At 65.2% G+C, this 12888-nt stretch carries 15 protein-coding genes; 10 read left to right on the forward strand and 5 right to left on the reverse strand.

The window, feature by feature from the left end:
- Positions 1-194: 194 nt before the first annotated feature.
- From B1C78_RS12835 to B1C78_RS12850, 4 genes are all read right to left on the reverse strand, one after another.
- Positions 195-845 (reverse strand): thiol:disulfide interchange protein DsbA/DsbL, encoded by a 651-nt coding sequence (locus B1C78_RS12835; protein WP_077279571.1) that lies wholly within the window; start codon positions 843-845, stop codon positions 195-197.
- An 8-nt stretch (positions 846-853) separates the two neighbouring features.
- Positions 854-2215 carry a c-type cytochrome biogenesis protein CcsB gene (ccsB, locus tag B1C78_RS12840; RefSeq protein WP_139349928.1) on the reverse strand — a complete coding sequence of 454 codons (1362 nt, stop codon included), beginning with the start codon at positions 2213-2215 and terminating at the stop codon, positions 854-856.
- A gap of 48 nt (positions 2216-2263) precedes the next feature.
- Positions 2264-4381 carry a cytochrome c biogenesis protein ResB gene (locus tag B1C78_RS12845; RefSeq protein ID WP_077279572.1) on the reverse strand — a complete coding sequence of 706 codons (2118 nt, stop codon included), beginning with the start codon at positions 4379-4381 and terminating at the stop codon, positions 2264-2266.
- 203 nt (positions 4382-4584) lie between these two features.
- Positions 4585-5202, reverse strand: coding sequence for a c-type cytochrome (locus B1C78_RS12850; RefSeq protein ID WP_077279573.1), 618 nt, complete (start codon positions 5200-5202; stop codon positions 4585-4587).
- Positions 5203-5387: 185 nt separating this feature from the next.
- Here B1C78_RS12850 and yihA point away from each other — a divergent pair, with 185 nt between their 5' ends.
- The 3 genes from yihA (at position 5388) to dtd (ending at position 7782) form a co-directional block, all read left to right on the forward strand.
- Complete coding sequence (gene yihA / locus B1C78_RS12855; protein WP_077279574.1) at positions 5388-5981, forward strand: ribosome biogenesis GTP-binding protein YihA/YsxC; 594 nt, start codon at positions 5388-5390, stop codon at positions 5979-5981.
- 416 nt (positions 5982-6397) lie between these two features.
- Positions 6398-7348, forward strand: a complete 951-nt coding sequence (pip, locus tag B1C78_RS12860; protein ID WP_077279575.1) for a prolyl aminopeptidase — start codon at positions 6398-6400, stop codon at positions 7346-7348.
- Positions 7345-7782 (forward strand): D-aminoacyl-tRNA deacylase, encoded by a 438-nt coding sequence (dtd, locus tag B1C78_RS12865; protein ID WP_077279576.1) that lies wholly within the window; start codon positions 7345-7347, stop codon positions 7780-7782. The genes pip and dtd overlap by 4 nt, the downstream gene beginning before the upstream one ends.
- Positions 7783-7871: 89 nt before the next feature.
- Here the strand turns inward: dtd and fnr are convergent, their stop codons facing one another.
- Positions 7872-8636 (reverse strand): fumarate/nitrate reduction transcriptional regulator Fnr, encoded by a 765-nt coding sequence (gene fnr, locus B1C78_RS12870; protein WP_077279577.1) that lies wholly within the window; start codon positions 8634-8636, stop codon positions 7872-7874.
- A gap of 164 nt (positions 8637-8800) precedes the next feature.
- On the opposite strand from fnr, the gene hisB reads away from it, so the two are divergent.
- From hisB to tatA, 7 genes are all read left to right on the forward strand, one after another.
- Complete coding sequence (hisB, locus tag B1C78_RS12875; RefSeq protein ID WP_077279607.1) at positions 8801-9394, forward strand: imidazoleglycerol-phosphate dehydratase HisB; 594 nt, start codon at positions 8801-8803, stop codon at positions 9392-9394.
- Positions 9395-9443: 49 nt separating this feature from the next.
- Positions 9444-10094 (forward strand): imidazole glycerol phosphate synthase subunit HisH, encoded by a 651-nt coding sequence (gene hisH, locus B1C78_RS12880; RefSeq protein WP_077279578.1) that lies wholly within the window; start codon positions 9444-9446, stop codon positions 10092-10094.
- A 26-nt stretch (positions 10095-10120) separates the two neighbouring features.
- Positions 10121-10849 carry a 1-(5-phosphoribosyl)-5-[(5-phosphoribosylamino)methylideneamino]imidazole-4-carboxamide isomerase gene (hisA, locus tag B1C78_RS12885; protein WP_077279608.1) on the forward strand — a complete coding sequence of 243 codons (729 nt, stop codon included), beginning with the start codon at positions 10121-10123 and terminating at the stop codon, positions 10847-10849.
- A 90-nt stretch (positions 10850-10939) separates the two neighbouring features.
- Positions 10940-11710: an imidazole glycerol phosphate synthase subunit HisF gene (gene hisF / locus B1C78_RS12890; protein WP_077279579.1), complete on the forward strand. Its 771-nt coding sequence runs from the start codon at positions 10940-10942 to the stop codon at positions 11708-11710.
- Positions 11711-11810: 100 nt separating this feature from the next.
- The gene (hisI, locus tag B1C78_RS12895; protein ID WP_077279580.1) at positions 11811-12206 is read left to right on the forward strand and encodes a phosphoribosyl-AMP cyclohydrolase; all 396 of its coding nucleotides are present in this window, start codon (positions 11811-11813) and stop codon (positions 12204-12206) included.
- Positions 12203-12535: a phosphoribosyl-ATP diphosphatase gene (locus B1C78_RS12900; RefSeq protein WP_077279581.1), complete on the forward strand. Its 333-nt coding sequence runs from the start codon at positions 12203-12205 to the stop codon at positions 12533-12535. Before hisI ends, B1C78_RS12900 begins: the two co-directional genes overlap by 4 nt.
- A gap of 43 nt (positions 12536-12578) precedes the next feature.
- A complete protein-coding gene (gene tatA, locus B1C78_RS12905; protein ID WP_077279582.1) occupies positions 12579-12854 on the forward strand; it encodes a twin-arginine translocase TatA/TatE family subunit in 276 nt (91 codons plus the stop codon).
- The last annotated feature ends 34 nt before the right edge of the window (positions 12855-12888 follow it).

Genomic DNA, 12888 nt, shown 5'->3' on the forward strand with positions numbered 1-12888 from the left:
GGGCTCGGCTTTCACGGGGCAGGGGTCACTCATTGTCTGCGGTCAACGCATCAGACTGGCCAACGGGTGGATGGTTCAACGGGACCTCCATTGTCCCATGGCGCACGGACCGTGCAACCGGCTGTGCACCGGATGGTTCATCGGACACGACGGATGGCGGGGCGTGCTAAACCACACGGATCCACCCGCGCGGTTCACTGGCGCGATGCGGTGGTCTCCTGCGCAGCCCGTTCCACCAGGTAGTCCATGACCCCGACCATTCTCTCGAAACTGCCGCTCATGCTCGGGCTGACCAGGTGCCGCCCGTCGACCACCACCGCGGGCACCCCCTCGATGCGGTACTCGCGGGTCATCTGGATGGCCTCGCGCACCTTGGCCGTGACCTCGTCCGAGATCATCGCGGCACGGAACCTGGCGGGATCGACCCCTTGCTGCTCAACGAAGCGCAGCACGGAGCGTTCGTCGGCCATGCGACGACCTTGTGCATGGATGGCATGGAAGAACGGCGTGTGCAGCGTGTCCAGCAGATCCAGGGCCTCGGCGGCGTAGAACACACGGGCGTGGAAGGCCCAGAGGTCGTTGAACACCGCCGGGATGTAACGGAAGGTCACGTTGTCCGCGTGGCGTTCCTTCCACTGGTGCACGTGCGGCTCGAAGTTGTAGCAGTGCGGACAGCCGTACCAGAACAGTTCGACCACCTCCACCCGGCCCGCTTCGGCCTGGGTGGGGACCGGGTCGATGACCTGGTAGTCGATGCCCTCGGCCGGTTCGTTGGCCTTCGCCCCCAGCGCCAGCAGGCTGGAAAGAGCAACCAGTGTCAGGAGTCGTGTGAGTGTGCGTGTCATGTGCCGCCTCAGAGTTCACCGTAGGAATGCAGGCCCGAGAGGAACATGTTCACGCCCAGGAACGCGAACGTGGTGATGAACAGTCCGCCGATGGACCACCACGCCATGCCGACGCCGCGCCAGCCCTTGGTGAAGCGCATGTGCAGCCAGGCCGCATAGTTGAGCCAAACGATCAGCGCCCAGGTCTCCTTCGGGTCCCAGGACCAGTAGCCGCCCCAGGCCTCGGCCGCCCACAGGGCGCCCAGGATGGTGGCGATGGTGAAGAAAGCAAAGCCGATGGCGATGGCCTTGTAGCTGACGTCGTCGATGACCTCTCTCGACGGCAGGCGGGTGGCCAGCAGACCATTCGGGTTGACCCGCTCGCCGCGTGCGCGCAGCAGGTAGGCCACGCCCAGCATGGCGGCGATGGCGAAGCCGCCGTAGCCGACGAAATTGGTGGGCACGTGGATCTTCATCCACCAGCTCTGCAGCGCCGGCACCAGCGGCTCCACGATGTGCGCCTGGCGGTCGGTGATATACCACAGCAGGAAAGCCACCGAGGCGCTGACCACCAGCATCACGAAACCGCCCATGGCCTGGCTGCGGCTGCGCTGCTCGTAGTAGAGGTACATCAGCGTCGTCATCACGGCGAACAGGATGAAGACCTCGTAGAGGTTGCTCACCGGGATGTAACCCCAGGTGGCATCGTGCAGGAAGGTCTCGCGCCAGCGCACGAACAGGCCGGCCAGGCCCATGACCGAGCCGGCCCATGCCAGTGCGGTGCCCACCTGGGCCGGGAAGTCGCTGCGCGCGAACAGGCCGATGAAGGCGGCGGCGGTCAGGATCAGGAACATGGGGGCAATGAACTCCACGCCCGAGACCATGTTGGATGAGCCGACATACCAGAAGCCGGCACCGATCAGGCCGGTCACCGCCATGATCGTCAGGGCGGGCCGCAGGGCCGGCGTGCCGTCCTTGTAGCGGAACAGGCTGGCCAGGTATGCGGTGGTGGCGGCGAAGTACAGCGCACACATCCACATGGTGGCCGACTGGCCGGACACCAGGTACTTGAGGAAGAAATTGGTCTCGTTGCGCGCAAGATCGCCCGTGCCGCTGAATACTCCCCCGTAACTCAGCACGCCGATGAGCGACAACGCGCCCACCACGATGGCGTACGGCTGAAATGCGCGCCAGTACCAGCCCATCCAGACTGTGCCCCCCGCACTCAGCAGCAGCACGCCGATCTCGTAGCGGTCCATGCGCTCCCCGTAGACGGCCAGGATGAACGTGGTTGCGGCAACCACGAACACCCCCCACGCCCAGTCGCGGGTGCTCAGGCTGCGAAAAAAGCCGGGTGATTCAATCTCGATCGCTTCGTGGGGGACAGACATCTATTGCACCTCTCCAGTACATCGCATGCGGCGGTTAGTGGGCAGCCGTCAGGGGGTCTTTTCGGGAGACTCTTGGGTGTCTGCACCGGGCCGATGGCCCAGGGCGGCGGCGGACAGCTGCTGAAACTCCTTCCCGAATTCCACCATATTCCGGTTGCTGGTACCAGCCAGCACCGCGCGGCTGCCCTGTTCTCCCGGCTTGACCCAGACCCAGACACGCCGGTGGGCCACGTAGAACAGCAGGAAGATGCCGAGGGTCAGCATGGCGCTGCCGAAATAGACCACATTCTTGTAGGGGGCTTTGGTGATCATCAGGCCGGAGGCCTCGATGTGGTTGAAATCGGCCAACTGGAAAAACACCGGTGCGCCATAGAATCGGGCGGCATTGATTGCGCTTACGGCGTCCTCGAGGAACACCATGTCCGCCTCGGAGATTTGCTCCACGCCTTCCTCGGCCAGCACCTCCAGGTAGAGGGCCTGCAGGCCGGCGTGAAGGACGCGCACGAACACGTCCGTGACCTGCTCCACCTGATCCGGGGGCGTACGCGTCTCGATCTCATGGGCCAGGGCGTCGTAGCCACCCTGGGCGAACACGTTCAACAGGCGCCCCATGGTCTGCGCCACCTGAGTCTGCATGGCCTCGTCACCCACGGGCATGGCGCCGGAGGTGACGGACTGCTGCACCACCCGCTCGATCACCTCGGGGTTGCTGAGCATGGCCTGGAAGGTCATGAAGCGTTCGATGCCCGTAGGGCCGGGGCCGGCCCCCATGACAGGGTCGCCCATGTGGTCGGCGCGTGCCTGATCTGGCCGGAGGTCTATCAGCCGTTCATGGCCCGGCGCCACGGGAATGTGCAGGAAGCGGAACTCCTGTGTGGCATCCTCGCGCATGCCGCTCAGAAAGAACAGGCGGCCCTCCTCTTCTACCGGGTACATGTAGTTCTCGAACTCCCAGGATTCGCCGGCCTGGTTGCGCAGACGCAGGTGCACACTGGGACCCAGGTGGCGCGTCACCGCCTTACCGTCATCGTCGATAAACCGGTTGGAGTTGTGCACCTCCAGATTCATAATCTCCACCAGCCAGTTCCCGTGGCCATCCACCTCCATGGGATAGTTCTCGAACACCTTGCCTTCGAACTGCACAGGCTCCACGCCCCGGGGCCCGAACGGCCAGATGTTGAAATTCAGCTCGGAGCCGCCGTCGGCGAAGCTGGCCTGGTAGATGGCGTGACCCTTGTAAATGAGGGGGTGGTTCACGCGGATGGTGTGCTCCAGGGGCTCGTCCAGATCGTCGTCGTAGATGACCAGATCGCTCTCGAACAGGCGCGGTGTCCCGGTATCGAAATGCTCCATGCGGAATTCGCGAACCTCCACCCGGAAGGGCAGTTCCTGTACCACGTAGCCGTCGCGCACGGTGATGAACACGATGCCCGCGCTCTGGCCCTCGGCCAGCTCCACGCCGCCGCGAAACGAGGGGTTGTTGGGGCCGAGCCGGCTGATGGCCGGCACCTGCGAGGCCGGGATGTCGCGGGTTTCCACCACCAGGCGGCCGGTGAGCTCGGCCAGCTTCAGGGGCATGCGCCCGTCCAGCAGGGCGCCCACGCAGATGACCACGATGGCGACGTGGGTGAAGAGATACCCCAGGCGGTTGGTGGCCCCCTTCATGGCGGACATCACCTGGTGGTCACCGTGGTCCTTGACCCTGACCCGGTAGCCGCGGCTGGTCAGGGCCCGACGGGCCCTGTCAAGCACGGCGTCGGGGGGTGACTCCAGGTCCAGCGCGACGTTGTGCCGGAAGCTGCGCAGCGACTTTTCCTTCACCGACAGGCGGAACTGGCGCATCTCCCGGATCATGGACGGGGCATGCCGGTACACGCACACGGCGGTCGATGTCACCAGGAACGTCATGATGAACAGGAACCAGCCGGCGGAGTACACGTCGTACAGGGCCATGCCGGCGAAGATCTCGTGCCAGAACGGTCCGAAATTCAGCAGGTATTCCTGGTAGGGGCGGTTCTGTTCCAGAACCGTGCCGATGATGGATGCAATGCCGACGGCCACCAGCAGCGTGATGGCCAGATTCATGGAACCCAGGAACTCCAGAACGATGACCGTAGTGGAGCGTCCCCTGGGCTGGCGCCGGGTCTCGACAGTGGTACTGCTCATTTACCTACTCATCTCCCATCGAGGCCGGGGCCGACCCTATGGGGCCCCTCTCCGGCCAGGGACCCCCTTTACCAACGCGGGCCACTGTGGTTTGACTGCGAACATGCCACAAGTTCACCTGCAACCGGGAGGGAGCCGGGTGCACTGCAGACGAAACGGGGCGGCTAGTGTCGTGTCCCGGACCTGACATGACACCCGGTGGTTCAGTCCCGACTCAATCCGGCCATGTACTGTGAGACCGCCTCGATCTCCTCGTCCGTCATGCGCCGCACGGTGTTGCGCATCATTCGCCCGGCATCGTTGGCGCGCGCGTTGTCGCGGAACTGGCGCAGCTGGTCGGCACTGTACTGGGCGTGCTGACCTGCCACCTTGGGGAACATGGCCGCCGGGTTACCGGCACCGTTGGGGCCGTGGCAGGCGATGCAGGCAGGCACGCCGGTGGCGGCGTTTCCGCCCCGGTAGACCTGCTCACCCAGTTCCACCATCGCTTCGTCAGCGGTCTCCGTGGTGGTGCTTTGTTCGGCGTAAAAGGCGGCCAGATCACGCATATCCTGCTCGCTCAGGCCCGCCACCTGGCCGGCCATGATGGCGTTCTCGCGGCGCCCTTCCTTGTAGTCCATGAGCTGCTTGAACAGATAGGGCTTTCCCTGTCCGGCGAGCTTCGGCCACTCCGGATTGACGCTGTTGCCGTCCTCGCCATGACAGGCGGCACAGGCCGCGGAAAGTTCCTTGCCGCGGGTCGGGTCACCGGCGTCCGCCATCAGCGGGGCGGACAGGGACAGGCCGACGGCGGCCAGGACGATCACGCCATACTTCTTCATCGTGGATTCACTCCTGAGCTTCAAGACAAAAGTAATCTGGTAAGGTGACCGACAGGACAAACCCGGCGCGTTGACCCGGGGGCGGTGAATGTCGAAAAATGGCGGACTGTATACCACAAACACCCCTCACCCGCAAAAGCTTCAGGGGCGCTGCCCCGGGCCCCGAGACCCCGCCGGAGCACCCCTTGAATCCCCTCTACCGTCAGGCCCGTTTCCTCACCAGCGCGGCCCGGATCAAGGGCCTGCCGCCCGACGAGGGGCGCGAAGTCGCCTTTGCCGGTCGGTCCAACGCGGGCAAGTCCAGCGCCATCAACGTGCTGTGCGACCAACGGTCCCTGGCCCGCACCAGCAAGACGCCGGGTCGGACCCAGATGATCAATTTCTTTTCCCTGGACGGGCAGCGCCGGCTGGTGGACCTGCCGGGCTACGGTTATGCCCGGGTGCCGGTGGCGATGCGCGACGCCTGGCGCCGCCTGATGTCCCGCTACCTGAGTGAACGCCAATCCCTGGTCGGGCTGGTGGTGGTCATGGACATCCGCCACCCCCTGACCGGGCAGGACCGCGAGATGCTCGGCTGGGCAGCGGCGCGTGGACTCCCGGTCCACGTGTTGCTTACCAAGGCCGACAAGCTGCGCCGCGGCCCCGCCATGGACACCGCCCGGCAGGTGGCCGCCGCCCTGGGTGAGGCAGGCATCGAGGCCACCGTACAGCCCTTTTCCGCCCTCCGGCGCGAGGGGGTGGAAGATGCACACGGGGTCCTGGATGACTGGCTGTTTTGAAGTGAGAAGTGGGAATTTGGAAGTGGGAAAGCTGAATGCTGATTGCTGAGTGCTGAGTGCTGAGTGCTGAGTGCTGAAGAAAAAAGACCCCGGCACTCCTGTGCCGGGGTCCGGGCCGTCCTGGCCAATTGGTGAATGAAGCTCCGTGGTGACATCCCTGCCACGCCCGGGCCCGGCGTCCTGCCGGGAATGCCCGGATGTCCTGGGTCCTCCCCTCCGTGGTTGCAGGAAAATGATCCGCCTTTGGTGCAAGGGGTGGAAGTGGGCAAAAACCGGGTTTTTGTGAGAATCTTCCACAAATCCTTGTAGGATTTGGCCTACACGGACGCTTTTCGGGGGGCGAGGCCTGTCCGGGGTCCCGGATGCCGGGCCAGCCCCGAACCCGGCGCCTGTCGAGCACAAGCAACGGATTTCCCATGAGAACGCTCTATCCACCCATCGAACCCCATCGCGTTGAAACCCTCCCTGTAGACGATCCGCACCGGCTCCACCTGGAAATCTGCGGACGGTCGGACGGCCTGCCCGTGGTGTTCCTGCACGGGGGTCCCGGGGCGGGATGCGAGCCCTGGCATCGGCGATTCTTCGATCCGGCCCGCTACCGGATCGTGCTCTTCGACCAGCGCGGCTGCGGCCGTTCGAGGCCGCACGCCGCCCTGGAGGACAACACTACCGGGCACCTGGTGGCGGACATGGAGCGCATCCGCGAGCATCTGGAGATCGACCGCTGGGTGGTGTTCGGGGGGTCCTGGGGCTCCACCCTGGCGCTGGCCTACGCCGAGACGCATCCGGAGCGGGTGCTGGGGCTCGTGCTGCGCGGCATCTTCCTGTGCCGGCCTCAGGATATCCAGTGGTTCTACCAGGCGGGTGCCGGGCGTCTGTTTCCCGATTACTGGGCGGATTTTCTGGCCCCCATCCCGGAAGCCGAACGCGCCGACATGGTGGCTGCCTATTACAAGCGGCTCACGGGCGAGGACGAGGTGGCACGCATGGCCGCGGCCAAGGCCTGGTCCGAGTGGGAAGGGCGTGCCGCCACGTTGTTGCCCAACCCGGCGGTGGTCGGTCACTTCCAGGACCCGCACGTGGCGCTGAGCCTTGCCCGCATCGAATGTCACTACTTCATCAATGATGCCTTCCTGGCGCCGGATCAGCTGTTGCGTGACGCCCATCGTCTGGCGCATATCCCCGGCGCCATCGTCCACGGCCGTTATGACGTGGTGTGCCCGCCGGACCAGGCCTTTGCCCTGCACGCGGCGTGGCCCGGCGCCCGGCTGGAGATCATTCCGGACGCCGGCCACTCCGCGGGCGAGCCGGGTATCGTGGATGCTCTGGTGCGGACCACGGACGAACTCGCGGAGCGCTTCGGGTGATCGCACTGCTGCAGCGGGTCACCCGGGCCTCGGTGGCGGTGGAAGACGAGACGGTGGGCGAGATCGGGCCGGGCATCCTGGCCCTGGTGGGTGTCCAGCGGGCCGACACCGAGGCCCGTGCCGCGCGCCTGCTGGAGCGCATCCTGGGCTATCGCCTGTTCGAGGACGCGGCGGGAAGGATGAACCTGAGCCTGAACGACACGGGCGGGGGACTGTTGCTGGTGCCCCAGTTCACGCTGGCCGCGGACACCCGCAAGGGCATGCGCGCCAGCTTCACCCCCGCCGCCGACCCGCAGGCCGGCCGCCGGCTCTTCGAGGAACTGGTGGCACGGGCGCGCGTCGCCCACCCGCAGGTGGCCACGGGACGCTTCGGCGCCCACATGCGGGTGAGCCTGGTGAATGACGGGCCGGTGACGTTCTGGATTGAGGGGTGAGGAAGGCGATTCAAGATTCAAGATTCAAGATTCAAAGGGGGGCTGAACCCCTTGAATCTTGAATGTTGAACCTTGAATTCGGTTTATAGTCAGCCGCCCTTCTTGCCCGAGCGGGGTTCGTCCACGGCCTGGGCGCCGGCGACCTGGTGCAGCCGGTCCATGTCGAGAATCTTCACCAGCTTGCGGTCCACGGCCAGCAGGCCGTTCTCCTGGAAGCGGGTGAACAGGCGGCTGACCGTCTCCACCGCCAGCCCCAGATAGTTGGAGATGTCGTTGCGGGACATGGTCAGGTTGAACTCCTGACGTGAGAAGCCGCGTTTGCCGAAGCGGCTGGAGAGGCTCAGCAGAAAGGCGGCCAGGCGCGCATCCGACGACTTCTTGGCAAGCAGCGTCATCAGGTGTTCGTCGGACTGGATTTCCCGGCTCATGATGCGAAACAGCTGGCGTTGCAGGCCCGGGATCCGGCCTGCGAGTTCCTCAAGCCGTTCAAAGGGGATCTCGCACACGGAAGTGGTTTCGAGCGCCCGTGCCGCACAGGGGTGGGTGCCGTCGCTGATGGCGTCGAGGCCCAGCAGTTCTCCGGGGAGGTGGAAACCGGTGACCTGTTCCTGTCCGTCGTCACTCAACGCCGAGGTCTTGACCGACCCGGAACGCACGGCGTAGAGGGCCTCCATGCTGTCCCCCGGGCGGTACAGGTAGTCCCCCCGGTGCAGGGGGCGCCGGCGGTTGATGATTCGTTCCAGGGCCTCGAGCTCCTGGTCGCTGACGCCCATCGGGATGCACAGGTCATGGAGGCTGCAACTGCTGCAGGCCTGCTTGAGTCCGTGGAGGTCGATGATGTTGTTGGGCGGCATCTGCTTCGGGGTCCCTGGCTCGCGGCGCTGGGCCGGCGCGTCTCCAAGATACCCCAGGGTGGTCAACCCCACAACCTGCCCCAAAGTAATAATACCGTGTCCAAACAGGTGCCTGTGCTATGATGAACGCCCGTTACCCCACTGCGGATTCACCTCAAGCCAGCATGTCCGAGCGAATCGCCGAAGTCTCCCGGGACACCCTGGAAACCCGGATCCGTGTGCGCGTCGACCTGGACGGATCCGGACAGGGCAGCTTTGACACCGGTGTCCCCTTTCTCGAGCACATGCTCGACCAGGTGGCGCGACACGGCGTCATGGATCTGTCCGTCGAGGCCAAGGGGGACCTGCACATCGACGCCCACCATACGGTCGAGGATATCGGCATCACGCTGGGCCAGGCCATGGCCAGGGCGCTCGGGGACAAGAAGGGCATCCGTCGCTACGGGCACGCCTACGTGCCCCTGGACGAGGCGCTGTCCCGGGTGGTGGTGGACTTCTCCGGCCGCCCCGGCCTGGAGTATCACGTGGATTTCCCCAGGGCCCGCATCGGCGAGTTCGACGTGGACCTGTTCGGAGAGTTCTTCCAGGGCTTCGTCAATCACGCCGGCGTGACCCTGCACATCGACAACCTGCGCGGGCGCAATGCCCACCATGTGGCCGAGACTGTCTTCAAGGCCTTCGGCCGGGCGCTGCGCATGGCCGCCGAGGCGGACCCGCGTATCCAGGGCGCCACGCCCTCCACCAAGGGAAGCCTCTGAACAGGCCGGACAACCCACGACACCCCGAAAGCCCCCGGATTACCCTGAAATGAACACCGTGGCAGTGGTCGATTACGGCATGGGCAACCTGCGCTCCGTGGTCAAGGCCCTGGAGCATGAGGCGCCTTCGGGCACCCGCGTGTTGCTCACCGAGGACGCCGCGACGATCGGCGAGGCCGAGCGGGTGGTGTTTCCGGGCCAGGGGGCCGCCCGGGACTGCATGGCGGCCCTGACCGCCCGCGGGCTGGACCGGGTGTTGAAGGGGGTGGCTCTGGATCGTCCCTTTCTCGGCATCTGCATGGGCATGCAGGTGCTCGTGGACTATAGTGAGGAGAACGGAGGCACCGATTGTCTCGGCGTGCTGGGGGGTCGGGTGCGGTTTTTCGGAGAGGATCTGCGGGGGCCGGACGACGGTCTCCGGCTGAAGATTCCCCACATGGGCTGGAACCAGGTACATCAGGAAACCGATCATCCCCTGTGGCGGGGCATCGCCCAGGACAGTCGCTTCTATTTCGTACACAGCTATTACCTGGAGGCCGGTGACCCCGCTCTGGTGGCCGCCTCCACCGACTACGGCATTCGTTTCACGTCGGCCATCGCCAGAGAAAATATCTTCGCCATCCAGTGCCATCCGGAAAAGAGTGCGGCCCCCGGCCTCACGCTGCTGAGAAATTTCATGCGCTGGGACGGCAAGGAGTGAACATGAGTTTCGTGGGAGATACGGGCATGTTGGTGATACCGGCCATTGACCTCAAGGACGGCAAGTGCGTGCGCCTCCGCCAGGGCAGGATGGATGATGCCACCGTCTTTTCGGACGATCCCGTGGAAGTCGCGGGACGCTGGCTGGAGGCGGGTGCGCGGCGCCTGCACGTGGTGGACCTGGACGGGGCGGTGTCCGGCGAGCCGCGCAACGCCGGCATCATCAGCGAGATCGTCGAGCGCTATCCGGACCTGCCCGTGCAGGTGGGCGGCGGCATCCGCGACGACGACACGGTGCAGGTCTATCTGGAAGCAGGGGTACAGTGGGTCATCATCGGCACCAAGGCGGTGAGCGCGCCGCACTTCGTCAATGACATGTGCCTGGAGTTCCCCGGGCGCATCATCGTCGGCCTGGACGCGAAGGACGGCAAGGTGGCCATCGACGGCTGGTCCAAGCTCTCCAACCACGACGTGATCGACATGGCCGTGCACTTCGAGCAGGACGGCGTGGCGGCCATCATCTACACCGACATCTCCCGCGACGGCATGATGCAGGGCGTGAACGTGGACTCCACGGTGAAGCTCGCCCAGGCCGTGCACGTGCCCGTGATCGCCTCCGGCGGCGTGACCAGCCTCGACGACATCCGCCGCCTGTGCGAGGTCAGCGACGAAGGCATCGACGGCGTGATCGTCGGCCGCGCCCTCTACGAGGGCACCATCGACCTCGCCGAAGCCCAGAAACTTGCGGATAGTTGAAATTCAGTTACAAGGGAAAAGATACAAGGTACAGGGGGAAAAACCCCTGGCCTTCAACCCTTGTCCCTTGTCCCTTGTACCTTTCCCCTTATGCTAGCCAAACGCATCATCCCCTGTCTCGACGTCGACCGCGGCCGCGTGGTCAAGGGCGTCAACTTCGTGGAGATCCGCGACGCCGGCGATCCCGTGGAGATCGCCCAGCGTTACGACGCCGAGGGCGCCGACGAGATCACCTTCCTGGACATCACCGCGAGCCATGACGAACGCGAGACCATGGTGCACGTGGTGGAGGAAGTGGCCTCGCAGGTGTTCATCCCCCTGACCGTGGGTGGTGGCATCCGCCGGGTGGAGGACATCCGCCGGCTGCTCAACGCCGGCGCCGACAAGGTGTCCATCAACACCGCCGCGGTCTACAACCCGGAGTTCGTGCGCGAGGCGGCCGAGCGGGTGGGGTCCCAGTGCATCGTGGTGGCCATCGACGCAAAGCGCGTGTCCGCACCGGACGAACCGCCGCAGTGGGAGATCTTCACCCACGGCGGCCGCAAGCACACCGGGCTCGATGCCGTGGACTGGGCGCGCCGCATGGTGGCCTGCGGGGCTGGCGAGATCCTGCTCACCAGCATGGACCGTGACGGCACCCGACAGGGCTTTGACATTGAACTCACCCGCGCCGTCTCCGACGCCGTGCGCGTGCCCGTCATCGCCTCCGGCGGGGTGGGGACCCTGCAGCATCTGGTGGACGGCGTCACCCTGGGGCACGCCGATGCCGTCCTGGCGGCGAGCATCTTCCATTTCGGCCAGCACACCGTGGGTGAGGCCAAGCACTACATGGCGGAAAGGGGCGTGGAAGTGCGCCTTTGAACCGGCCCCGGCGGTCCGGCCCGGGATGCCGCGTGGTTTAAACTTCCGCCATTAGCGTATAAAGTCGCAGATTGCGCCGGATCCGCCGCCCGAGCACCTCATGTCCCCAGACTGGCTAGACACGATTCACTGGAACCCGGACGGCCTGATTCCTGCCATTGCTCAGGAGACGGGCACCGGCAAGGTCCTGATGCTTGCCTGGATGAACCGGGAATCCCTTCAGCGCACCCTGGCCACCGGCGAGGCCGTCTACTGGTCACGCTCGCGCCAGCGCCTGTGGCACAAGGGCGAGAGCTCGGGCAACACCCAGCGGGTGGTGGAGATTCGGCTCGATTGTGACGGGGACACGTTGCTGCTGGAGGTGGAACAGCGCGGCGGGATCGCCTGTCACACGGGTAGGCACAACTGTTTTTATCAGCGCTTCGAGGAGGGCGGCTGGCGGGTGGTCGAGCCGGTGCTCAAGGACCCCGGAGAGATGTATGGTGGCAAGTCATGACCGGCGGTGATGCGGTGCTCAGCGAGCTCGCCCGGGTGCTGGAGGAACGCAAGCAGGCAGCGCCGGACAGCTCCTACGTGGCGGGTCTGTATGCCAAGGGGCTCGACGCCATCCTCAAGAAGGTGGGCGAGGAGGCGACCGAAACGGTGATCGCCGCCAAGGGCGGGGATGCCGCCCAGCTGGTCCACGAGACGGCGGATCTGTGGTTTCACTGCCTTGTGATGCTGGCGCACCAGGGCCTCGGGCCGGAGGACGTGCTCGCCGAACTGCAGCGCCGGTTCGGCGTCTCGGGGATCGACGAGAAGGCCGGCCGGGCCGCAAACAAATAACAATCATTAACTGAATACAGGCATACATTTCGGAGAAAGCATCATGGGTATTGGTGGCATCAGCATCTGGCAGCTCCTGATCATTCTGGTGATCGTCGTTCTTCTGTTCGGCACCAAGAAGCTGCGCAACATGGGCGGCGATCTCGGCAGCGCCATCAAGAGTTTCCGCAAATCGGTTCGCGAAGGCGACGATGCCGACAAGGAAGAGGGCGAAGACACCACGCAGCGCCGCGAGGTCGAGGACCAGACCGAGGGCCGGGTGATCGACGCCGAGGTCAAGAAGGAATCCGACGCCAAGGACAAGGAACGCCAGGCCTGATTCCCCCCGGTCACGACGCGCACAGCGCGGCTGC

The organism is Thioalkalivibrio denitrificans (genome assembly GCF_002000365.1).
Taxonomy (GTDB): Bacteria; Pseudomonadota; Gammaproteobacteria; order Ectothiorhodospirales; family Ectothiorhodospiraceae; genus Thioalkalivibrio_A; species Thioalkalivibrio_A denitrificans.

Excerpts from the sequence above, each read along its gene's own strand:
- hisH (WP_077279578.1), top strand. The coding sequence starts at position 9,444 with ATGAACACCGTGGCAGTGGTCGATTACGGCATGGGCAACCTGCGCTCC.
- hisI (WP_077279580.1), top strand. The coding sequence starts at position 11,811 with ATGTCCCCAGACTGGCTAGACACGATTCACTGGAACCCGGACGGCCTG.
- pip (WP_077279575.1), top strand. The coding sequence starts at position 6,398 with ATGAGAACGCTCTATCCACCCATCGAACCCCATCGCGTTGAAACCCTC.
- hisA (WP_077279608.1), top strand. The coding sequence starts at position 10,121 with ATGTTGGTGATACCGGCCATTGACCTCAAGGACGGCAAGTGCGTGCGC.
- B1C78_RS12835 (WP_077279571.1), bottom strand. The coding sequence starts at position 845 with ATGACACGCACACTCACACGACTCCTGACACTGGTTGCTCTTTCCAGC.
- B1C78_RS12845 (WP_077279572.1), bottom strand. The coding sequence starts at position 4,381 with ATGAGCAGTACCACTGTCGAGACCCGGCGCCAGCCCAGGGGACGCTCC.
- B1C78_RS12900 (WP_077279581.1), top strand. The coding sequence starts at position 12,203 with ATGACCGGCGGTGATGCGGTGCTCAGCGAGCTCGCCCGGGTGCTGGAG.
- tatA (WP_077279582.1), top strand. The coding sequence starts at position 12,579 with ATGGGTATTGGTGGCATCAGCATCTGGCAGCTCCTGATCATTCTGGTG.
- hisF (WP_077279579.1), top strand. The coding sequence starts at position 10,940 with ATGCTAGCCAAACGCATCATCCCCTGTCTCGACGTCGACCGCGGCCGC.
- hisB (WP_077279607.1), top strand. The coding sequence starts at position 8,801 with ATGTCCGAGCGAATCGCCGAAGTCTCCCGGGACACCCTGGAAACCCGG.
- B1C78_RS12850 (WP_077279573.1), bottom strand. The coding sequence starts at position 5,202 with ATGAAGAAGTATGGCGTGATCGTCCTGGCCGCCGTCGGCCTGTCCCTG.
- ccsB (WP_139349928.1), bottom strand. The coding sequence starts at position 2,215 with ATGTCTGTCCCCCACGAAGCGATCGAGATTGAATCACCCGGCTTTTTT.
- fnr (WP_077279577.1), bottom strand. The coding sequence starts at position 8,636 with ATGCCGCCCAACAACATCATCGACCTCCACGGACTCAAGCAGGCCTGC.